This is a genomic window from Rhodococcus sp. 05-2254-2, assembly GCF_002259095.1.
In the GTDB taxonomy this organism is placed as follows: domain Bacteria; phylum Actinomycetota; class Actinomycetes; order Mycobacteriales; family Mycobacteriaceae; genus Rhodococcoides.
In genome coordinates this window covers 620,760-642,210 of record NZ_NOZJ01000008.1, presented here as the reverse complement: position 1 = coordinate 642,210, position 21,451 = coordinate 620,760, and the positions used below count along the sequence as shown (strand labels likewise).

The following is a 21,451-nucleotide window of genomic DNA, read 5'->3' as shown; positions in this document are numbered from 1 at the left end:
TGGTACCAGGACCTCGCTGCGCCGTATCCTGGCCAGGTGGTCATCGTCTCGGTTGTGTTGTTCGTGCTCGCGCTCGTCGTCGGCGCTGTCGCTGCCATGTCGCTGCTGGGTCGGCTCCCACGCAACCGCTTCGCCGGTGTCCGCACCGCCGAGGCCATGCGTGACGACGAGACGTTCACCCTCGCCAATCGCGTCGCCGGTCCCACGACAGCCGCATCGGCGCTGGTACTGGCCATCGGCGCAGTGGCCGCCCTCGCACTGAACGGCATCGCCGCCGTCGTCGGCGTCGTCGTTGCCCTCGTGGCCGCGCTGTTCATCGCCGCAGCCGGCGGATCCATCGGGGCCCGCGCAGCAGCGGCCGTTCCGCCACCCGCCGAGGCGGACGGATGCGGAAGCTCGTGCATCTCGTGCAGCCTCAAGGACGCCTGCCAGCCGAGCTGAGCGGATGAAGGCGAAGGCACTACGCACGTTCGACCCGGCCGGGGTCATGTTCGGCGTTGCCGTCCCCCTTGTCGTCGCCGCACTCGGACTCGTCCTGGCCTACCTGTGGCAAGGCCGTCTGCCCGAGCAGGTCGCCACTCACTTCAGCGGCACCGAACCGGACGACTTCTCCAATCCACTCTCCAACGCCTGGACCCTCGCGATCGTGATCGTGCTGGTCGGCGGTGGGTGCAGTGCCGTCGCGTCGTTGACTCGGGTGCTGCTGATCATGCGTCGAACCATGCTGGTCATCGGGCTGACCGTCGTCGGAACGATCGGTGTTCTGCAGATCGCGACCCTCGTCCGAGAACTGGACATGGCGTCCGAACGGAGCGTGACCATCCCCGGCTGGGCTATCGCGGTGGGAACCGTCGTCGGATTCGCGGCCGGGTTGTTCGGTGCGTCCAGGCTGCGTGACTACCGCGAACGCGTCGACGCCACATCACCGCCGCACGCAGATCTTCCGCGCTGCAGCCCGGAGTTGCCCCTGGTGGTCCACGTCGGAGCCAGCCGGGTCGCCGGCATCACCGTCGTGGCAGTCTCCCTGGCCGGAGCCGCTCTGACGTGCTGGCTGTCCGGCTCACTGTGGCCGATCTTCCTGTTCGCCCGACTGACGATTCTGATTCTGTCCCTGCTGCGCTTCACCGTGCACATCGACAGCGACGGCCTCTTCGTCTCGAGCCTGGGCATGGCGGCATTCGACTACGACATCGACGAGATCACCGGTGCCTCGGTTCGGGCGGTCGATCCCTCGAAGGAGTTCGGGGGCTGGGGACTTCGGGCCAAGGGACGCGGGAACTACGCCGTCGCCACCGACGCCGGTCCCGCGGCCTTCGTCACCTTCGCCAACGGGGATCGGCTCACCATCGGATCCGTGCACGCCGAGAAGATCGCGGGAACGCTCAACACCCTGACCGCCCGCACTCGCAACGCTACGGTGGATTAAGTTAGCCAAGTGAAGTTGTTGCGGGATACCGTGCTGGATCCCTTCCTGTTGGGCATCTTCGCGGTCGCAGCGCTGGCAAGCCTGTTCCCGGCCACCGGCACAGCGGAGGACGTCCTGGGCTGGGTGACGCGCATCGCCATTGCCCTGCTGTTCCTCATCTACGGCGCTCGACTCTCGCCGCGCGACGCCTGGAACGGCGTCAAGCACTGGCGGCTGCACTCGGTGATCCTGGCGTGCACGTATCTGCTGTTCCCGGCACTCGGGCTGGCCCTGCGGATTCTCGTCCCCGGCGTGATCAGCGACGACCTCTACACCGGAATGCTGTTCCTCTGCCTGGTCCCGTCGACCGGAACTGATGCTCGACGGCAGCTCGCGCCTGAATCTGGCGACGTTCGTCACCACGTGGATGGATCCGCAGGCCGAGAAACTCATGGCCGAGACGTTCGACAAGAACATGATCGACAAGGACGAGTACCCGTCCACCGCCGCCATCGAGGAACGCTGCGTCAACATCGTCGCCGACCTGTTCCACGCGCCCGGACTCGGCCGGGAGGACCCGTCGTCGGCCACCGGGGTCTCGACCATCGGCTCCAGCGAGGCAGTCATGCTGGCCGGCTTGGCACTCAAGTGGCGCTGGCGAGCGAGGGGAGCAGGTACCGACACTCCGAACCTGGTGCTCGGCAGCAATGTTCAGGTGGTGTGGGAGAAGTTCTGCCGCTACTTCGACGTGGAGCCCAAGTACCTGCCCGTCGAGCGCGGACGCTACGTCATCACCCCGGAACAGGTTCGAGATGCAGTGGACGAGAACACCATCGGTGTCGTCGCCATCCTCGGCACCACGTTCACCGGAGAACTCGAACCGGTACAAGAGATCTGCGCTGCACTGGACGAGATCGCGGGTAGCGGCGGGCCCGACGTACCGGTCCATGTCGACGCGGCCAGTGGCGGATTCGTCGTACCGTTCCTGTACCCGGAGCTTGTGTGGGACTTCCGGTTGCCTCGGGTCAAGTCCATCAACGCCAGCGGCCACAAGTACGGACTGACCTATCCAGGAATTGGATTCGCCGTCTGGCGAACCAAGGAAGACCTGCCCGAGGACCTCGTGTTCCGCGTCAATTACCTCGGCGGCGACATGCCCACCTTCACGCTGAACTTCTCCCGGCCGGGCAATCAGGTGATCGGGCAGTACTACAACTTCCTACGCCTCGGCAGATCCGGCTACACCGACATCATGAAAGCACTGCGCGACACCGCCGTTCGCGTCAGCCGACACCTCGCGAAACACCCCGACATCGAAGTGATCACCGACGGCTCGGCCATCCCGGTCCTGTCGTTCATGCTGAAGGATCACTGCGAGTTCACCGTCTTCGACGTCTCCCACGAACTACGCGCCCGCGGCTGGCAGGTGCCGGCATACACGATGCCCGACAACGCAACCGACGTCGCCGTGCTCAGAGTCGTAGTGCGAGAGGGTTTCAGCGCGGACCTGGGCCGAATGCTGTGCATCGCCATCGACGAGGTGCTCGCCGGCTTGAAGTCAGGTGGACACTCGAGCGCGCAGGCCTTCGCTCACTGAGCGCTGCGCGCATGTGAGCGAAAACTCGACCCCTGCTACGAGGTTTCGCTCACGTGCGGCGCAGCCGCTCTAGTTGCGGTCGACGTCGATCGGATGAGATGCCAGCAGCGCCAACGGCATCGGCTGCCTGCGCAGTACATGCGCCCACAGGTCGATCCGCGGCGGACCGATCACGTCGGATGCCAAGGCCGACAACACGATCCAGTCGTCACGGTCGAGTTCACCTTCGAGTTGCCCGAACGTCCAGCCCGAGTATCCGGCGAAGATGCGCACGCCCTCGACGAGTGGGGCGATGTCGGCAGGATCGGAATCGAGATCGACCATCACCACTCGGCCGTCAACACGGCGCAGACCGGGAACACCGTCGATCGACACACCGGTCCGCAGCGTCGCCAGGCACAGAGCCGAATCGCGCTTGACCGGGCCACCGACGTACAGCGCCTGCGGTTTGGCTGCCAGCTCGGACCAGTTGGGCAGTACGTTCTGCACCGCCGTCTCGCTGGGACGGTTGATCACGACACCGAGGCTGCCCGCATCGTTGTGTTCGATGATGTAGATGACGGTGCGCCGAAACGTGGGCTCGACGAGTTCGATGGACGACACCAACAGACTGCCGGGACGGACATCGCGCAAGGCCGATGCCGTCTGGTCCTCGGGTTCCTCCGCATGCGCTGCCACGCTAGTCATTGTGGCACCGCCCACCGCCGGATGTGGCGCAAGCGATACGGCCAGTCCTCATGGGTCGTTCCGCAGGCTCCACTCCCGCCCTTGTTACCTACTCGAGCCCGGCGACCTTCGTCAACAATCCCAACTGGTACTCGAACAACGCGTCCCTGCTGGAGAACGTCGTGGCACCGTACTGATCGAACACATCGAAGCTGATGGCCCCGAACAGCGACGCCCACACCATGACGCCCAGTGCGATCAGCCCGTCGGGCAGATCCATCTCCATCTGCGCACGGATGTCCTCGAAGCTGCCGTGCAGTGACGCCAGCTCGGGCGGGTCGGTCTCGACGTCCGGTCGACGTGTCTGCCACGCCGAATTCAGGACGGCCACCAGGGTGGTGATCACCCGGGTGCCCGGCCCGGTGGTCTGCTCCGCAGGGGCGTGATACCCGGGCACCGGGCTGCCGAACAGCAACGCGTAGCGCGCCGGCTCCCGCAGACCCCACTGCCGGACCGTCCGGCCGAGAGCCAAGAACTTCTCCTTGGGTCCGTCGGCCGCGTCCACCGCTGCGTCGACGGTGTCTCCGAGCTCGGTGTATCCGTCGACGACGAGCAGCGTCAGCAGCTCGTCGCGGCTGGCGACGTATCGGTAGACGGCCGAGGAGACCACACCGAGGTCCCGCGCGACAGCGCGCAACGACAGGGCCGCGGCGCCGTCGGCGGCCAGGTGTTCGCGTCCGATCCGCGTGATATCGGCCAGGGTCTGGGCGCGGGCTCGGGTGCGGGGAGTGCTCGCCATGGCTGCCACTGTAACTGCTGCTCTTTTCAGAGAGCAGTGCTCTTGCTTTATCGTTGCCGCGGGTGCACACTCTTCATAACAGAGAGCACCGCTCTCGTTTTCCTCGAATGGAGCGATCATGACCGAACTTCACGTCGTCACCGGAGCCGGGCCCGTCGGCTGGACAGTTGCCGAACAGCTTGCTGCACAGGGTCATTCGGTGCGAATCCTGACCCGATCAGGCAACGGGCCCGAGCACCCGATGATCGAACGCCGCGCAGTCGACATCGAATCCGACGATCTCCGTCGACACCTCGACGGCGCCACCGCCGTGTACCACTGCACCCACGTCGCCTACGAGAACACGGTGTGGCGGAACAAGCTCGTCGCCATGCAGAACCGCGTGCTCGACGCGGCCGCGCGCACCGTCGTCGCGTTTCCCGAAAGTCTGTACGCCTACGGCCGGGTCGACGGACCGATCCGCGAGGACTCACCCCGCGAGGCGACGTTCCGCAAGCTGGGTGTGCGCACCCAGCTTCTCGCCGCGCGCGACGCTCACGCGACCCCCACCGTCAGCGTCGCCGCCTCGGATTTCTACGGGCCTCGGGTGATCACCTCGCACATGGGTGAGCGGGTGATCTCGCCGATTCTCGCCGGAAAGCCGGTCCGCGTCCTCGCCTCCGCCGACCTTCCTCACTCGTTCACCTACGTCCCGGATCTGGCAGCCGCCATGCTCACGGCCGCGGCGTCCCCGTCGATGTGGAACACCGTCCTGCATGCGCCCACCGCGCCCGCGGTCTCGCAGCGCACGATGATCGAGATGTTCTCGGCTGCTGCAGATCTGCCGACTCCGAAGATCGGTGCCATTCCGACCTGGGCACTGCGACTGCTGAGCGCGGTGCCCGGTCCGATGAAAGAGCTCGGCGACACCCTCTACCAGTTCCGCTACCCCTACCTTCTCGACTCGAGCCGCAGCGAGGCGATCCTCGGGCTACAGCCCACTCCACTCGCCGACGGCACAGCCGCAACGATGGCATGGTGGACAGCCTCGACGCCCGCCGTCTCCGTATGACGGGCGGGGGCTAAAGTCCCGTCGGTGAGCGACGCTTCCTTCCGTGCCCGACTGCGTGAGTCTCCGGGGGTCGGCAAGCTGACGACCATTCGGTTCGCCGGTCAGTTCGGCGACGGGTTGTTCCAGGCCGCGCTCAGTGGTGCCATTCTCTTCAACCCCGAGCGCGCGACCAATCCGGCCGAGATCGCGGCCGGATTCGCGGTGCTGCTGGTCCCGTATTCCTTGGTGGGACCGTTCGCCGGAGCGCTTCTCGACCGCTGGGACCGCCGGTCGGTCCTGCTGTGGGCCAACATCGTTCGTATAATACTGATCGTCGCCACCGCAATCCTGCTGTGCGCCGGGGAGGACGCCACACCGTTGTTGCTGTTGGCTTTGGCCACCGTAGGGCTCAGTCGGTTCGTGCTCGCGGGAGCGTCGGCATCACTGCCGCACGTGGTTCGGCAATCGTGGCTGGTACCGATGAACTCGGTGCTGGCCACCGTCGGATCCGGTTTCGCAGCGGCAGGTGCGGGCCTCGCCGTAGCGGTGATCGGCGTGATCGGTGCCGGGGATTTCGGCTCGGGTGTCGCCGTGGGTCTCTCGGCCACCGGGTCGGTCGTCGGGGCGCTCGCCGCCGCGCGGTTCCGACCACGATCCCTCGGCCCGGGCATCGAGAGTCGCACCGACAGTCCACTGAAAGACGTTGCTGAAGGGCTGAAATCGGGTGCGCAGGCCGTCTGGCGGTCCGCCGGTGTCACGACCGCGATGCTCGGCATCGGCGCGCACCGCATCGTGTTCGGCATCAACACTCTGATCATGGTGTTGGTTCTCCGCGAAACGACGAGCAGCACCCTGCCCGGCGGCCTTGCCGGCTTCGGCATCGCCGTCGGTGCCTCGGCGGTCGGCATGTTCCTCGCCGCCCTGATCACCCCCTTCGCCGTTCCCCGGTTCGGACGCACCCGCACGATCGCTGCCGCACTTGTGCTCGCCATCGTGGCGCAGCTCGGTGCCGTCTCGGGCCTGACGCAAACCAGCTTGCTGATCGGAGCCTTCCTCCTGGGCATCGCCGGGCAGACCGTCAAACTCAGTGGCGACGCTGCCATGCAGATCGAGATCGACGACGCCCATCGCGGACGCGTCTTCACGTTGCAGGACACCGTGTTCAACGTCGCCTTCGTCGCCGCACTCGCTGCGGCGGCCTTCGCCGTCGGCCCCGACACGACCGATCTGAGCCAGGACCCCACCGCGCACATCCTGGTGTTCGTCGGGGCAGGTATCTACGCCCTCGGCCTGGCCGCAGCGGTGGTGAACACCGGGCGCACACGCCGCTGACGTGGTGTATCTTTCCGTATCGGACCGATGGGTTTCGTCGGTGAACACGGGGGCACCGCATGCACGGCCGCTCGGCGTCACTCGGCTGCATACTCGCGGTCGCCGCAGGTACGGCCGTTCTCGCTGCACCACCGGCGTTCGCGGCGCCGCCTCCGCCGGTGAACTCCTGTGGCGAAACAGGATTCGACCCCAAGGACTACCCACCCGAGCCCATCGGGCCGGGCAATCCGCCCCAGCTGCCGCCGTTGCCGGATCGTGTGGTGATTCCCGTGCCCTATCCGTCGGTGGAACTCGTACCGGTTCCCGATCCGGCCCCGAACAACACCCGCGTACAGGCCGAACCGCTGACCGACCCGTGTGCGGACCCGTGCCCCGATCTCACCGACGACACCGATGCACCGACGCCGGCAACGGGCTCTGCAGACCATCTGCCGTTCCCGCGCATCGAGATCGACCCGCAACCCGAGACCATTCCGATCCCGATTCCCGGCCCCGCTGCCCCGGGAACGCCGCCGCCCGCGTCCGCCGTCAACCCAGCGGAGCCAGGACCCACGACGGTGCCGCCCGGAGCACCTGCCGTCGGAAACGTCGAGGTCGTCTCCCAGCTGACCGGACCGGGATCGGACAACCGAACTGACAAGCGCTGGCAGGTGAACGGAACCGACCTCGGCATCATGTGGGAGAGCAAGCCCGGTGAGGTCGCCGTGGCCTTCGGCGATTCCTTCGGCAAAGGGTGGGAATTCGGCGTCGTGGGCGGCGACGACTGGCGTTCCAACGCACTCGGCCACAGCACCGACACCGACCTGTCCGACGGCATGACCCTGGACTCCATGGTGCAGGATTCCCGTTGTCATGCAGCCGAACTGCTGCCGTCGCGCAAGGTAGAGAACTGGGAGACGACGGTCATCCCCACGTCCGGTTTCGCCATCGACGACCGGCAGTACATGTCGTACATGTCCATCAGACGCTGGAGCACGATTCCCGGCGTGTGGTGGACCAACTACGGCGGCATCGCCTACTCGGACGACAACGGTTCCAACTGGGTCAAGGACGAGCATGCCAAGTGGGACAACGTCTTCGGCTTCTCCAAGTTCCAGGTGTCGACGATGGTCCCGGCGGGGGAGTACGTCTACATGTTCGGCACCGTCAACGGACGCGCCGGACAGGTCGGGCTCGCCCGCGTCTCGAAAGCAGACGTGCTGAACAAGACCGCATACCAATACTGGGTGAACGGCACCTGGGCTCCCGTCGGATCCAACGAGGCCACCCCCATCGCCGACGGTATGGCCGGGGAACTGTCGGTCCATCACGACGAGGTCCGTGGCCTCTGGCGGATGACGTATCTCGATCCGCTGCGCGGCGATATCGTTCTGCGCGAATCGAATTCACCGCAAGGTCAGTGGACCGCGCCGACCACCCTGATCGACACCGCCGAGTACCCCAAGACCTACGGCGGCTTCGTTCACCCGTGGTCGACGGCGAACGAGCTGTACTTCACGATCTCGGAGTGGGACAGCTACAACGTCTATCTGGTCAAGGCCGAGCTTCGCTCGTCGTGAGCGGAAACTCGTAGCAGGCTACGAGGTTTCGTGCACGTGCGGCGCAGCCGCTCCTACTGCGTGGGCCACCATTCGAGCAGCGCGGCCTCCGCGTCCTCGCGGGAGAGCGGTCCCCGGTCGAGACGCACTTCTTTCAGGAACTTCCATGCCTTGCCCACGTCGGGTCCGGCCGGGATGTTCAGCAACTCCATGATCGCGTTGCCGTCGAGGTCGGGCCGCACCCGCGCCAGATCCTCCTGCTCGGCGATGCGGGCGATGCGTTCTTCCAGGTCGTCGTAGGTGGCCTGCAACGCGGCGGCTCGACGCTTGTTCCTCGTGGTCGAGTCGGCCCGAACCAGCTTGTGCAGCTTGGGCAGTAGCTCGCCGGCGTCCGTGGCGTAGCGCCGCACGGCCGAATCGGTCCACTGACCCTTGCCGTAGCCGTGGAAACGCAGATGCAGGAACACCAGATGCGAGACATCCTCGATCATCTTCTTGGAATACTTCAAGGCGCGCATGCGCTTTCGCACCAACTTGGCACCGACGACCTCGTGGTGATGGAAGCTGACTCCACCACCCGGCTCGTTTCGCTTGGTATCGGGCTTACCGATGTCGTGCAGCAGTGCGGCCCAACGCAATACGAGGTCCGGATCGCCGTCCTCGAGATCGATGGCCTGCTTCAGCACGGTCAGCGAGTGGGTGTACACGTCCTTGTGCTGGTGATGCTCGTCGATCTCGAGCTTCATGTTGGGCACCTCGGGGATGATCCGCTGCGCCAGGCCCGTCTCGCACATCACGTCGATGCCGTCGATCGGGTGCTCACCGAGGATCAGCTTGTCCAGCTCCACCTGGATTCGCTCGGCGGTGATCCGGTCGATCTGCTCCGCCATGTCCTCGATGGCCCGGTGCACCCGTGGCATCAGAGTGAACCCCAGCTGGGAGACGAACCGCGCGGCCCGCAGCATGCGCAGGGGATCGTCTCCGAACGAGACCTCCGGTGCCGAGGGAGTATCGAGAACGCCCTCGAGTAACGCGTCCATACCGCCGAGCGGATCGACGAATTCCTGGGCGCCGTCCGCTCCGAGACGTACTGCCATGGCGTTGACGGTGAAATCGCGTCGAACGAGATCTTCATCGAGGCTGTTGCCGTACTGCACCTCGGGATTGCGGGAGACCTGGTCGTAAGAGTCGGTGCGATAGGTGGTGATCTCGATCGTCTGGCCGTCCTTGGCCGCGCTGATGGTCCCGAACGCGATGCCGGTGTCCCACTGATGGTCCGCCCAGCCCGACAGCAACGCCTGAACGTCCTCGGGCCTGGCGTCGGTGGTGAAATCCAGATCGGTTCCGAGTCGACCGAGAACTGCATCGCGCACCGAGCCACCGACGAGGAAGAGCTCGTGCCCCGCCGCGGCGAACAGTGCGCCCAGCGGAGTCAACACCGGAGCGAGTTCGCGCAGCGTCACAGCAGCTCCCGCCAGCAACCTCTCCCGGCGGGCATCGGTCTGCTCGGCGGAAACGGAGGACAGGGACTGATCGGCCACGGTGGGAGAGCCTACTTGCGCCGAGCCGATCGATTGTCCCGGCCTTCACCCCGCGGTGCGGCACGGTAGAAGAGTGCGCACAGGCAACTAGTATGGATCGGGTGTCTGCTGCCGAACGTGCGAACAGGAGCCGCCGCAACCCGCGGCGGCGTCAGGCACGCGCCGACACCGAAGCACCCAAGCTGCGGACCGTCCGCGAGACCTCGGCAGGCGGCCTGGTGGTCGACGGCCTCGACGGGCCGCCTGCCAAGCGCTGCGCCGCCCTCATCGGCCGCACCGACCGCCGCGGACGCCTCCTCTGGTCCCTGCCCAAGGGGCACATCGAGCAGGGCGAAACCGCCGAGCAGACGGCCATGCGCGAGGTCGCCGAGGAGACCGGCATCCGCGGTACCGTCCTGGCCTCGCTGGGCAGCATCGACTACTGGTTCGTCACCGAGGGCCGACGCGTCCACAAGACCGTCCACCACTACCTGCTCCGATTCCTGGGCGGCGAACTGTCGGACGAGGACCTCGAGGTGACCGAGGTCGCGTGGGTCCCGCTGACCGAACTGCCCTCTCGACTCGCCTACGCCGACGAACGCAAGCTCGCCGCCATCGCCACCCGTCTGATCGAGGACATGAGCAGCGGCAACTCGGGCGCACCCATCCCCGGCGGGAAGTGATCGTGCGGGCCCGGAAGGTCGCTGCCGCCGCATTGACCACGTTCGTTCTTGCGGTGGCACCGTCGGTCGGCTCCGCAGCACTGGTCCCCACGCAGCTTCCGAACGCCGCGGCCCAACCCGACTCCTCCGTCGGCGATGCGTCCGGCACCACCAGCGCCGTTCCGGACACTCCGATGACGCAGGACGGCAACCCCTTCCTGACGCTGAGCATCGAGACCGTCGCCCCCTCCACCGTCACCACCAGCAGCGACCCGTTCGTCACCGTGCGCGCCACGGTGACGAACACCGGGGACCGCCGCGTCGACGACGTCAGTGTCCGGATGCAGGCCGCTGCCGCCGTCGACACCACCGCCGGCCTGCGGACCTCCCTGACTCTCGACCAGGACCGATTCGAGCGAGTGGGCGATTTCGTCACGGTCGCCGACTCACTGGAGAAGGACGAGAGCCGCCAGTTCGACATGTCGATGCAGCTGCGCAGCACCACCGAACCTTCACTGGGAATCGAGGTGCCAGGCGTCTACCCGCTGCTGCTCAACGTCAACGGCACCCCCGAGTACGGCGGAACCGCACGACTCGACGACGCTCGCTTCCTGCTCCCGGTCGTCGGGTTGCCCCGCAACCCCGGTGAGATGGACCCCACCGCTCCCGGCGCGATGCCGCTGCCCCCCAACACCCGCAACCCCGTGGCGATGACGGTCCTGTGGCCGCTGGCCGACATCCCTCGCCTCGCTGCCGGAATCCCCGGATCCGTCGACGAGCGCGTGCGACTGATCGACGACGAACTCGCCGGCGAACTCGCCACCGGCGGGCGACTCGACACCCTGCTCAAGGCCGTCGAGTTCGCGACGCAACCCGGCCTCGATCCCGACGGCAGACTGGCGTCGAGCCTGTGTATCGGCCTGGACCCCGACCTGCTCGTCACCGTCTCGAACATGACCCGCGGCTACCTCGTCGTCGACAACCCGGCCGATCCCGCCAGCACGACGCGTGAAGGCACCGGAAGTGCAGCCGCAGCCGAGTGGCTGTCCCGACTCGAGACGATCGCGTCGAGCACCTGCGTGACGGCGATGCCGTTCGCCCAGACGGATCTGGGGGCGGTGGCCGACATCGGCGATGCCACTCTGCTGAGCAGTGCTGTCAGTGCCCCGGCCGACATCGTCGACGGCATACTCGGCATCACCTCGACGCGCGGTTTCACCTGGAGCACCACCGGTGGCGTGGACGAGGACACCGCCGATGCCCTGCGCACGGCCGGCACCGACACCGTACTGGTCGCCGATAACAGCATCAGCCCGCCGACCTCGGCCCCGACCTCGCTGCTGGTCTCGTCCGCGACCCAGCCATCGGACACCCAGCAGACCGAGACGCTGGCCGCCACCAAGTACGACGCCGCCACCGCGGCGGCGCTGGCCGGCGTCGGAGACACGCCGTCCACCCCCGCCCTGACCCCCACCGAGCAGCGTTTCGACCTCGCCACCGACTCGCGTACCGCGCGCCTGCAGGACGCGCTCGGAGCTGTGAACTTCCATGCGCTCGTCGGCACCGATCGGCCCGGGCGCACCGTCACCGTCGCGCCCCCGCAGTATTGGACCGTGGGGGGCGACGAACCGTCTGCCATTCTGTCGACGGTGTCCTCGCTGCTGCGTTCGGGGTTGGCGACGCCGCGCCCACTGGCCGAGTTGCTCGCCGAGCCCACGTCCGGACCTCCGGTGACCGGCATCGATGCAGCCACCGAACTCGATACCGGCACCATCGGCCTGGTGCAATCGCAGAGCGCCCGGGTCGACACTCTGATGCAATCACTCGTCGAGGACCCGCAGTCGGCGCTGACCCCGCGCCTGTACACCGCCCCGCTGCGCGAGGACATGCTCCGAGCGCTGTCGACGGCCGGTCGCGCCAGTGCCGCCAGTGACGACACCGGCGTGATGGCGCGCGACCGACTCGCAGCCATTCGCATCGGATTGGACACCATCTACGGGTCGGTGACCGTGCTGGCCCCTGGCGGGGTCTACACCCTCGCCTCGGAGCAGAGTCCGCTGCTCCTCGTCGCCCGCAACGACCTTCCGGTCCCGGTCAACGTGCTGCTCAGGGTCGATGCGCCGCCGGAGATGACGATCAGCGACGTCGGCGTCACCCAACTTCCGGCCCGTGGATCACGGACCATCACCGTTCCGGCCGAAGTGGACGACACGCGCAATCTGTCGGTCGACTTCTCCGTCACGACGCTCGACGGGTCCCGGCTCGGTGAGGTCTCGACGGTGTCCGTGCGATCGAACGCATACGGCCAGGCACTGGCGATAATTACCGCCTGCGCCGGTGCTCTCCTACTGTTACTTGCAGGTCGACGCCTCTGGCACCGATTCAGAGGTCAACCCGACCCGGCCGACGAAGGGTACGAGAGACCATGACAGGCAACGTCCCGTACGACGGCGACCTGCCGCGGTCACGCATGCCTGCATCGCAGGTGTTCCGACGCACGACGCCACCGCGGTCCGCCCCCTGGGAGCGGCAGTCGCGGCCGGAGCTGCGCTCCTACCCGGCACCGCCGTCGCTCGACGGTCAGCCGGCCGCCGACGACACCGTCACGCAGATGATCCCGCGATTCCGGGACGAGGACTACCCCTATCCTTCGTCGAGCACAGCACCGTCCGGAACGGTTCCGCCGACGACAACTCCACCGGGCGGGCCCGCCCCGGCACCGCAGCCCGAGCCGCGGCCGCAGAAGTCACTGCTGGCCGCGTCGGGTTCGATCGCGGTGGCGACACTGGTCAGCCGCATCACCGGATTCGCCAAGCAGGTCGCCATGACGGCCACCCTCGGCGCGGCTCTGGCCAGTGCGTTCACCGTCTCGACGATCCTGCCGAACATGATCTCCGAGCTGGTCCTCGGCGCCGTGCTCGGAGCCATCGTCGTGCCGGTGTTGGTCCGAGCCGAGCAGGAGGACGCCGACGGCGGGCGGGCATTCGTGCGACGCCTCTTCACCATCGCAGTGGCGCTCCTCGGAACCGTGGCGCTCGCGGCGACGATCGCAGCCCCGCTGCTGGCGCGGCTGATGCTCGACGGCGATCCGAAGGTCAACGAGGACCTCACCATCGCGTTCACCTACCTGGTGCTGCCCGCGCTGATGTTCTACGGACTGTCCGGCCTGCTCACGGCCGTGCTCAACACCCGGCAGAACTTCAAGCCCGGCGCCTGGGCCCCGGTGTACAACAACCTCATCGTGCTCGCGGTGTTCGCCCTGTACCCCTTCGTCCCGGGCGAGATCACCGCGAACACCATCGAGATGAGCAATCCCAAAATTCTCGTTCTCGGCCTCGGTGTGACCGCGGGTGTCGTCACCCAAGTTCTCGCTCTGATCCCGGCCCTGCGCCGCGAACGCATCGACCTGCGCCCGCTCTGGGGATTCGACGAGCGACTCAAGAAGTTCGGCGCGATGGCCGCCGCGATCGTGCTCTACGTCGTCATCAGCCAGATCGGGCTGATCGTCGCCACCAGGATCGCGTCGGGCACCGACGATGCCAGCAACGTGATCTACTCGCAGGCCTGGATCGTGCTGCAGCTGCCCTACGGCATCCTCGGCGTGACGGTGCTGACGGCGATCATGCCCAGACTCAGCCGCAACGCCGCCAATGGTGACACCCCGTCCGTCGTCGACGATCTGTCGATAGCCACCCGCCTGACGATGGTCGCGCTGGTGCCGATCGTGGTGTTCCTGACCTTCGCGGGGCCTTCGGTGGGCGAGGCGCTGTACGGCTTCGGCCGGTTCGCCGAGGTCGCACCCAGACTCGGCGAGGCCGTCAGCTGGTCCGCGTTCTCCCTCATCCCGTACGCCCTGGTGCTGATCCACCTGCGTGTCTTCTACGCCCGTGAGAAGGCCTGGACACCGACGTGGATCATCCTCGGCATCACCGCCGTCAAGATCGGCCTGTCGTTGCTCGCGCCGATCGTCGCGTCCTCTCCGGAGCAAGTGGTGCTGCTCCTCGGCGCCGCGACCGGCCTTGGGTACACCGTCGGCGCGATCATCGGCGGATACCTGCTGCACAAGAGCCTGGGCAGCCTGCGGATGGCCAACGTCGGCAAGACGGTCTGGCTGGTGCTCATCGCCTCACTGGCCGGCGGCGCGGCCATGCTCGCGATCGACCGGATCCTCGGGCTCGACGCCATGATGAACGGCTGGGTCGGCAACTTCGCCCGCGTGGCGATCGACGCCGTCATCATGCTCGGCATCACGTTCTCGATCCTCTGGTTCGGCAAGATTCCCGAAGTTCTTGCGGTCACCGTGGCCCTGAGCCGCCTCGTCCGCAGGTTCCGCGGAGGATCCGACACGCGGGACGCAGATCTGGCCGCTGCAGAAACCGGCGTTATTCCGGTTATTCGAAGCGAGCCCACATGGGACACTGCGCGGGATCGGCTCCCGTACCCTGGTCATCGGCACCCGGGGGCACAAGCTCATGAGGGTCGACCGTTCGTAGATCAACACGGGGCATATTCGCCTGAAGGAGTGACAGTGACCGACGACGAAGTTGCTGGGGGGCCGGCACAATCTCCAGCAAGCGAAGCCGACCGAACGAGCGGCGGCGTCGAGGTCGACACCCAGGACCGCACCGAGCCCGTGAAGGCCGAGGCTTCTTCCTCCAAGACTCCGAAGCCCGCCGAGACGCCGGCGAAGACCGCGCCCGAATCGAAGACTGCAGTCGAGTCGAAGGCACCTGCTCCCGAGAAGGACGTCGAAAAGTCCGCCGACGAGCCCGCTGTCGACAAGCCTGCTGCCGCCAAGTCTGCTCCGAAGCCGGCCGACAAGACCGTCTCCATCTCCAAGGCTGCCCTCGCGGCGCGTCCGACCGACAAGACGATCTCCATCTCCAAGGCCGATCTGCCGGTCGAGACCGACGACGAGAAGTCCACACAGGAGTCGAAGCCCGCGGCGGATGCGGATCCCGAGAAGACCGCAGCCGTACCGGCCACACCCGGTAACGACGACTCGTCTTCCACCGACGACGTCGACACTGCTGCGGCTCCGGCGAGCGCTCCCGGGCGCACGCTCCGCGGCCCGACGCTCATTCCCGGTGCCTCCGTTGCCGGTGGACGGTACCGACTGCTGGCACCGCACGGCGGCGCGCGCGGCCTCAAGTTCTGGCAGGCCCACGACGTCAAGCTCGATCGCGAGGTCGCGTTGACGTTCGTCGACGCCGACCAGCAATCCACCGCCTCGACCGACGACCGCACTCAGGGACCGCAGGCGATCCTCTCGCGCACGCTGCGTCTGGGTCGGATCAATTCGCCCGGCCTCGCACGCGTGCTCGACGTGGTGCGTGGCAGCTCCGGCGGCATCGTCGTCGCGGAATGGACTCCCGGCCGGTCGCTGCGCGAGATGGCCGATACCGTGCCTGCACCCACCGGCGCGGCACGCGCGATCAAGGTGCTGGCCGCAGCGGCCGAGGCCGCGCACCGCAGCGGAGGTGCGCTGTCGATCGATCATCCCGATCGCGTGCGCATCAGCTCCAGCGGCAATGCCGTCCTCGCCTTCCCTGCAACACTGGCCGACGCCGACCCCAGTTCGGACGTCCGCGGACTCGGCGCGATGCTCTACGCCCTGATCACCGCAAAGTGGCCCCTGTCCGACACCACCGGCGGTGCCGTCGTATCCGGCGACGCAGCTCCGGCCCGCAGCGTCGGCGGTATGCGTCCGGCCGACCGCGACGACAAGGGTGCCCCGCTCGAGCCGAGGCAGGTTCGTCCCGACGTTCCGTTCGAGATCTCCGCCGTCGCAGTGCGGGCGCTGGAACAGAACAGCGGAATCCGTACCGCTGCCACCGTGCAGCACGTCCTCGACCAAGCAGCTGTGGTCAACGACAAGACGGATCTGATGCCGGCTCTGCGATTGGGCCAACGCGCGCCGGGCGCCAGTGGCCATTCGCTCGCCGACCCCGAGGAGATCGCCGCCGAGAAGGCGAAGTCGATGCGCACCAACATCGCCATCGCGGTACTCGGTGCCTTGACGGTCGTCGTGCTCGCGTTCGCGGGCTTCTGGCTGTTCACCTCGATCGCAGGCGACAACACCGAAACTCCGCTCGACACCCAGGACTTCGGACTCACGACTCCGGCCGAGGCACCGCCCGCAGCCGATTCCGCGGCCCCCCCGGCTCCAGCCGGTGGCCCGGTGGCGTTGGACGACGTCAGCGTCTTCTCACCCCAGGGTTCCGCCGACAACCCGAGCACCGCGTCCAACGTGATCGACAACGACCCCAGCACCGCGTGGACGACCGACTCGTACTTCCAGCAGTTCCCGGCTCTCAAGAACGGCGTCGGCCTGCTCGTGTCCATCCCGTCCTCGACGCTGCAGAACGCATGGATCGAATCGACGTCTCCGGGAACCGTCGTCGAGATCCGGTCGGCCCCGAACGACTCACCCAGCCTGAGCGACACCACGCTGCTCGGTGAGGCCACGTTGCAGAACGGCCGAACCGACATCGCCCTCAACGACGCGGAGCCGACCGGGAACGTCCTCGTCTGGATCACCAGTCTCAGCGAACAGGGTGGCCGCATCGCCACCTCGATCTCCGGGATCGGTTTCGACACCTAATTCGGGCACTCGGTAATCAATACCGGCTCGTTTCGTACTTCACGGTATTCATGGCCTAGGCTCCCCCCAATGCGTTAACACGGGGGGAGCCGTTTTCGTATGACCGAACGTTTCGATTCGGCGCCAGGGGAGCGCACGGATGCGGAGCTTCTGGCTGCTCATGCGGCCGGAGAGCCGAACGCCTTCGCCACGCTGATCTACCGACACCACGAACACCTGTGGCTGACGGCTCGGCGCACCAGCTACACGCCCGAGGACGCCTCCGATGCGCTGCAGGAGGCGTTGCTCTCCGCTCATCGCACGGCCGGGTCGTTCCGCGCCGACGCCGCGGTCCGAAGCTGGTTGCACAAGATAGTCGTCAATGCCTGCCTCGACCGCATCCGCAGAAACAAGGCACGCCCGTCGGTTCCGTTGAGCGAGAACGAAAGTCACGAGCCCGTATCTCCCAGGGATCGAATTTCCGAGACGGAGACGAGCATTCTCGTTCGGCAGGCTCTGATGATGTTGCCACCCGATCAACGTGCAGCCGTCGTCATCGTGGACATGGAGGGCTATTCGGTGGCCGACGCTGCGGACCTGCTCGGCGTTCCCACCGGTACCGTGAAGAGTCGATGCGCCCGCGGTCGACTCAAGCTCTCGACGCAACTCGCGTACTTGAAAGATGCAGGGAACCGAATCTGACCCCCTCGCGTCTATACCGTGTGAGAGAGAAAGCAGACTCGGCGAAGGGAGGCAGGATCGTGCCGTCGAGCACAGACGCTCTACAAGCCCCGTTCTCGCCGGAGCTACTCGCCGATCTGCATGCCGATGCACTTCCCGAGGACGTCAGTAGGCGACTGTGGCCACTGGTTCGCCTCGACGAGGATTCGATGCGCATCCTCGCCGGTCTCGACGCCGTCTCGGCTCGACTGCACGAGTTGGGCGAGGACCCCACCGGGACGTTGTCGATTCCGCCCGACGTCGCCCAACAGATCGATCGCACCCTGCACACGGTCGAGCAATCGACGTCCCCGGTGGACGTCGTCGTTCCGCTCCGTCCGCGCAGACGCCGTATGGTTCTCGGAACCGCCGCTGCCGCAGCACTTCTGACGGCCGGATCGGTTGCTGTCGCGGCGTCCGTGTTCACTCCGGACGAGCCCGAGTCGATCGTTGCCGACCCCACGCAGGCTCCGGATTCGTCTCTGGTGCTCGATTCCGCCGACCTCGACTCCGGTTTCGCGTTCGGCATCATCGGCAAGCGGGATCCCGGAGCATTGGCCGATCCGGCCGACCTCGCTGCCTGTCTGCAGTCCAACGACGTGGATCCGGCCACCACCGTTCTCGGATCGAGTCGAGTGCGCGTCGACGGCCGAGACGGAACGCTGCTCGTCCTCGCCGGAGAACAGCCCTCACAGTTCATCGCCCTTGCGGTGGGCAACGACTGCAGCACTGCAAACCCGGACGTGCTGACGCGTCGCGATATCGGCTGACAGATCTCTCACCGGGGAACAACTGCCTCTAGGGTGGTGTTGACCAGATGTACGTCGACCGGCGTGTGCGCTGAACACTCGGTTGTCGACTGCACGTATACGCCGCACATGATCGGAAGGTCTGCATTGAGTACCCCCAAGGTTCACGATCTCATCATCGTCGGCTCGGGACCGGCCGGTTACACCGCCGGCGTCTACGCCGCACGGGCGGAGCTGGAGCCGATCCTGTTCGAGGGAACACAGTTCGGCGGTGCGCTGATGACCACCACCGAGGTCGAGAATTTCCCCGGGTTCCGCGAGGGCATCATGGGCCCCGATCTGATGGAACAGATGCGCGAACAAGCGGCGCGATTCGGTGCCGACATCCGGACCGAGGACGTCGAGGAGCTCGATCTGACGGGCCCGATCAAGACGGTGTCCGCCGGCGGCGAGACCTACCGGGCTCGGGCGATCATCCTCGCCATGGGCGCAGCAGCTCGCTATCTGTCCATCCCGGGTGAGGAGAAGTTGCTCGGACGCGGCGTCAGCGCCTGCGCCACCTGTGACGGCTTCTTCTTCCGTGATCAGGACATCGCCGTCATCGGTGGTGGCGACTCGGCCATGGAGGAAGCGACCTTCCTCACTCGCTTCGCACGCAGCGTCACGATCGTGCACCGCCGCAGCGAGTTCCGCGCGTCGCGCATCATGCTCGAGCGCGCCAAGAACAACGACAAGATTCGTTTCCTCACCGACACCAAGGTGCTCGAGGTCCTCGGTGACACCAGCGTCACCGGGCTTTCGCTCGAGCACGCCGAAACCGGCGAGAAGACCACTCTGGACGTGACCGGAATGTTCGTCGCGATCGGCCACGATCCGCGCAACGAGCTGGTCAAGGGCCAGGTCGAGCTCGACGACGCCGGCTACGTCAAGGTCGCGTCGCCCACGTCGGCCACGTCCGTCGAGGGCGTCTTCGCTGCCGGAGACCTCGTCGACCACGTGTACCAGCAGGCCATCACCGCTGCGGGTACGGGCTGCACCGCGTCGATCGACGCCGAGCGGTGGTTGGCCGAGCAGGGCGACATCACCAGCAACACGCTCGAACACGCCGACCAGCCGGTCGACGCCGTCAACGCCTGACAGGCACCGAACTTCCACATCGAGGAGATAGAAAATGTCTGACGACAAAAGCACTGTCACCATCACCGACGCGTCGTTCGCCGACGACGTCCTGACCAGTGAGAAGCCCGTCCTGGTCGACTTCTGGGCCACCTGGTGCGGCCCGTGCAAGATGGTCGCCCCGGTTCTCGAGGAGATCGCGGCCGAGCACAAGGACAAGCTCACCATCGCCAAGCTCGACATCGACGCCAACCCGCAGGCCGCTCGCGACTTCAAGGTCATGTCGATTCCGACGATGATCCTGTTCCAGGGTGGAAAGCCGGTCAAGCAAATTGTCGGCGCAAAGGGCAAGGCCGCCCTGCTCAAGGACCTCGAAGGCGTTATCTGACTCACCTGCACACAGTGTGGATTGCAGCGGAAGCCAGTCTTTCTGCGACAATCATCTGATGTGCCGATGCTTCGGCATCGGCACATCAGCCGCAAGGTGTGAGTGCCGTCGGAACGATCGAGAGGCTTTGTCGAGGATGCAGGAACTCAGTCACGGCGATTCCGGACCCGCCGTCGCCGAGGTCCGCGGCACTCTGTCGGCTCTCGGCTTTCTCCACGAAGCGGTAGTTCCCCCCGGTCCCATGGACGACGGCCACTGGACGGCTCCCGGTTCCGTCTTCGACGGTGCCCTCGGAGGTGCCGTCCGCGCGTTCCAACAGCACCGCGGTCTGTTGGTCGACGGCGTCGTAGGCCCGGCCACATATCGCGCACTCAAAGAAGCGTCGTACCGCCTCGGCGCTCGAACCCTCATCTACCAGCTGTCCGCTCCGCTGTACGGCGACGACGTCGCCTCGTTGCAGACGAGACTCCAGGACCTCGGTTTCTACAGCGAGCGCGTCGACGGCTTCTTCGGTCCCCGCACGCACGAGGGACTGTCCTCGTTCCAGCGCGAGATCGGCCTCTCCCCGGACGGCATCTGTGGACCGGCGACTCTGCGCTCTCTCGACCTTCTCGGAACTCGCGTCACCGGTGGATCCCCGCACGCCATGAGCGAGGAAGAACTCGTTCGCAAATCCGGACCGCAGTTGACCGGCAAGCGCATCGTCATCGATCCAGATCTCGGCGGAGCAGACACAGGACGCATCGTCGAGGGAACGTTCGGCCGCGTCTCCGAGTCCGAGATCCTGTGGGATATGGCGAGCCGACTCGAGGGCCGCATGGCCGCGACCGGAATGGAAACCTTCCTCTCCCGTGCGCGCGGGACCAATCCTTCGGTCGCCGACCGCGCCGAGACGGCCAACGCTTGGGGTGCCGACCTGATGATCTCGTTGCGCTGCGCATCGAGCACCAGCCCCGTGGCCAACGGCGTCGCGAGCTTCCACTTCGGTAACTCGCACGGATCCACCTCGATGATCGGTCAAGTACTGACCAGCTACGTGCAGCGTGAAATCGTCGCCCGCACACCGCTTCTCGACTGCCGCAGCCATGGCCGCACGTGGGATCTGTTGCGCCTGACCAACATGCCGACCATCCAGATCGACCTCGGCTACCTCACCAACGAATCCGACGTCGAAGTTCTCAGCGACCCGCGGTTCCGCGACATCATCGCCGAAGCTATTTTGATCGCCGTGAAGCGCCTGTACCTACTCGGTCAGGACGATCAGCCGACCGGAACGTTCACCTTCGCCGAGTTGCTCGCCGAGGAACTCGCTGCTTCCGATCGCCCCTGAACCACCGCGCGCGAGC

16 protein-coding genes and 2 pseudogenes are annotated in these 21,451 nt (G+C 66.4%); 15 read left to right on the top strand and 3 right to left on the bottom strand.

Going from position 1 to position 21,451, the window contains the following annotated elements; genetic code table 11:
* Window positions 1-36 precede the first annotated feature (36 nt).
* The 4 genes and pseudogenes from CH283_RS13190 to CH283_RS13175 form a co-directional block, all read left to right on the top strand.
* A complete protein-coding gene (locus CH283_RS13190; protein ID WP_068047655.1) occupies window positions 37-441 on the top strand; it encodes an SdpI family protein in 405 nt (134 codons plus the stop codon).
* 4 nt (window positions 442-445) lie between these two features.
* Window positions 446-1,426: a DUF1648 domain-containing protein gene (locus CH283_RS13185; RefSeq protein ID WP_094638392.1), complete on the top strand. Its 981-nt coding sequence runs from the start codon at window positions 446-448 to the stop codon at window positions 1,424-1,426.
* 9 nt (window positions 1,427-1,435) lie between these two features.
* Window positions 1,436-1,774 (top strand): annotated as a pseudogene (locus CH283_RS13180) (bile acid:sodium symporter); the annotation flags it as partial.
* 1 nt (window position 1,775) lies between these two features.
* Window positions 1,776-3,002 (top strand): annotated as a pseudogene (locus tag CH283_RS13175) (glutamate decarboxylase); the annotation flags it as partial.
* 69 nt (window positions 3,003-3,071) lie between these two features.
* On the opposite strand, the gene CH283_RS13170 reads toward CH283_RS13175, so the two are convergent.
* Both CH283_RS13170 and CH283_RS13165 read right to left on the bottom strand, forming a co-directional pair.
* Entirely contained in the window at window positions 3,072-3,689 is a 618-nt protein-coding gene (locus tag CH283_RS13170) for a YqgE/AlgH family protein (RefSeq protein ID WP_068047637.1), read from the bottom strand.
* Between the two features lie 88 nt (window positions 3,690-3,777).
* The gene (locus CH283_RS13165; protein WP_094638394.1) at window positions 3,778-4,467 is read right to left on the bottom strand and encodes a TetR/AcrR family transcriptional regulator; all 690 of its coding nucleotides are present in this window, start codon (window positions 4,465-4,467) and stop codon (window positions 3,778-3,780) included.
* A 118-nt stretch (window positions 4,468-4,585) separates the two neighbouring features.
* Here CH283_RS13165 and CH283_RS13160 point away from each other — a divergent pair, with 118 nt between their 5' ends.
* The 3 genes from CH283_RS13160 to CH283_RS13150 are packed head-to-tail and all read left to right on the top strand — an operon-like array spanning window position 4,586 to window position 8,388.
* Window positions 4,586-5,518: an NAD-dependent epimerase/dehydratase family protein gene (locus tag CH283_RS13160; RefSeq protein ID WP_094638395.1), complete on the top strand. Its 933-nt coding sequence runs from the start codon at window positions 4,586-4,588 to the stop codon at window positions 5,516-5,518.
* A gap of 24 nt (window positions 5,519-5,542) precedes the next feature.
* Window positions 5,543-6,829: an MFS transporter gene (locus CH283_RS13155; protein ID WP_094638396.1), complete on the top strand. Its 1,287-nt coding sequence runs from the start codon at window positions 5,543-5,545 to the stop codon at window positions 6,827-6,829.
* Between the two features lie 59 nt (window positions 6,830-6,888).
* Window positions 6,889-8,388, top strand: a complete 1,500-nt coding sequence (locus CH283_RS13150) for a DUF4185 domain-containing protein (RefSeq protein ID WP_094638397.1) — start codon at window positions 6,889-6,891, stop codon at window positions 8,386-8,388.
* Window positions 8,389-8,441: 53 nt separating this feature from the next.
* On the opposite strand, the gene CH283_RS13145 is transcribed toward CH283_RS13150, so the two are convergent.
* A complete protein-coding gene (locus CH283_RS13145; protein WP_094638398.1) occupies window positions 8,442-9,908 on the bottom strand; it encodes a CCA tRNA nucleotidyltransferase in 1,467 nt (488 codons plus the stop codon).
* Window positions 9,909-10,009: 101 nt separating this feature from the next.
* Here CH283_RS13145 and CH283_RS13140 point away from each other — a divergent pair, with 101 nt between their 5' ends.
* The 8 genes from CH283_RS13140 (at window position 10,010) to CH283_RS13105 (ending at window position 21,435) form a co-directional block, all read left to right on the top strand.
* Window positions 10,010-10,570, top strand: coding sequence for an NUDIX hydrolase (locus CH283_RS13140; RefSeq protein ID WP_068047657.1), 561 nt, complete (start codon window positions 10,010-10,012; stop codon window positions 10,568-10,570).
* Window positions 10,567-12,978: a glycoprotein gene (locus CH283_RS13135; RefSeq protein WP_176460241.1), complete on the top strand. Its 2,412-nt coding sequence runs from the start codon at window positions 10,567-10,569 to the stop codon at window positions 12,976-12,978. Before CH283_RS13140 ends, CH283_RS13135 begins: the two co-directional genes overlap by 4 nt.
* Window positions 12,975-17,153: a lipid II flippase MurJ gene (locus CH283_RS13130; RefSeq protein WP_176460240.1), complete on the top strand. Its 4,179-nt coding sequence runs from the start codon at window positions 12,975-12,977 to the stop codon at window positions 17,151-17,153. The genes CH283_RS13135 and CH283_RS13130 overlap by 4 nt, the downstream gene beginning before the upstream one ends.
* 99 nt (window positions 17,154-17,252) lie before the next feature.
* Entirely contained in the window at window positions 17,253-17,834 is a 582-nt protein-coding gene (gene sigM, locus CH283_RS13125) for an RNA polymerase sigma factor SigM (protein WP_068047663.1), read from the top strand.
* Window positions 17,835-17,893: 59 nt separating this feature from the next.
* Window positions 17,894-18,622: a hypothetical protein gene (locus tag CH283_RS13120; protein WP_141215237.1), complete on the top strand. Its 729-nt coding sequence runs from the start codon at window positions 17,894-17,896 to the stop codon at window positions 18,620-18,622.
* Window positions 18,623-18,748: 126 nt separating this feature from the next.
* A complete protein-coding gene (gene trxB / locus CH283_RS13115; RefSeq protein ID WP_094638551.1) occupies window positions 18,749-19,738 on the top strand; it encodes a thioredoxin-disulfide reductase in 990 nt (329 codons plus the stop codon).
* Between the two features lie 34 nt (window positions 19,739-19,772).
* Window positions 19,773-20,105 (top strand): thioredoxin, encoded by a 333-nt coding sequence (trxA, locus tag CH283_RS13110; RefSeq protein ID WP_068047667.1) that lies wholly within the window; start codon window positions 19,773-19,775, stop codon window positions 20,103-20,105.
* A 136-nt stretch (window positions 20,106-20,241) separates the two neighbouring features.
* On the top strand, window positions 20,242-21,435 hold the full coding sequence (locus tag CH283_RS13105) for an N-acetylmuramoyl-L-alanine amidase (protein ID WP_068047669.1): 1,194 nt from the start codon (window positions 20,242-20,244) through the stop codon (window positions 21,433-21,435).
* Window positions 21,436-21,451: the final 16 nt, after the last annotated feature.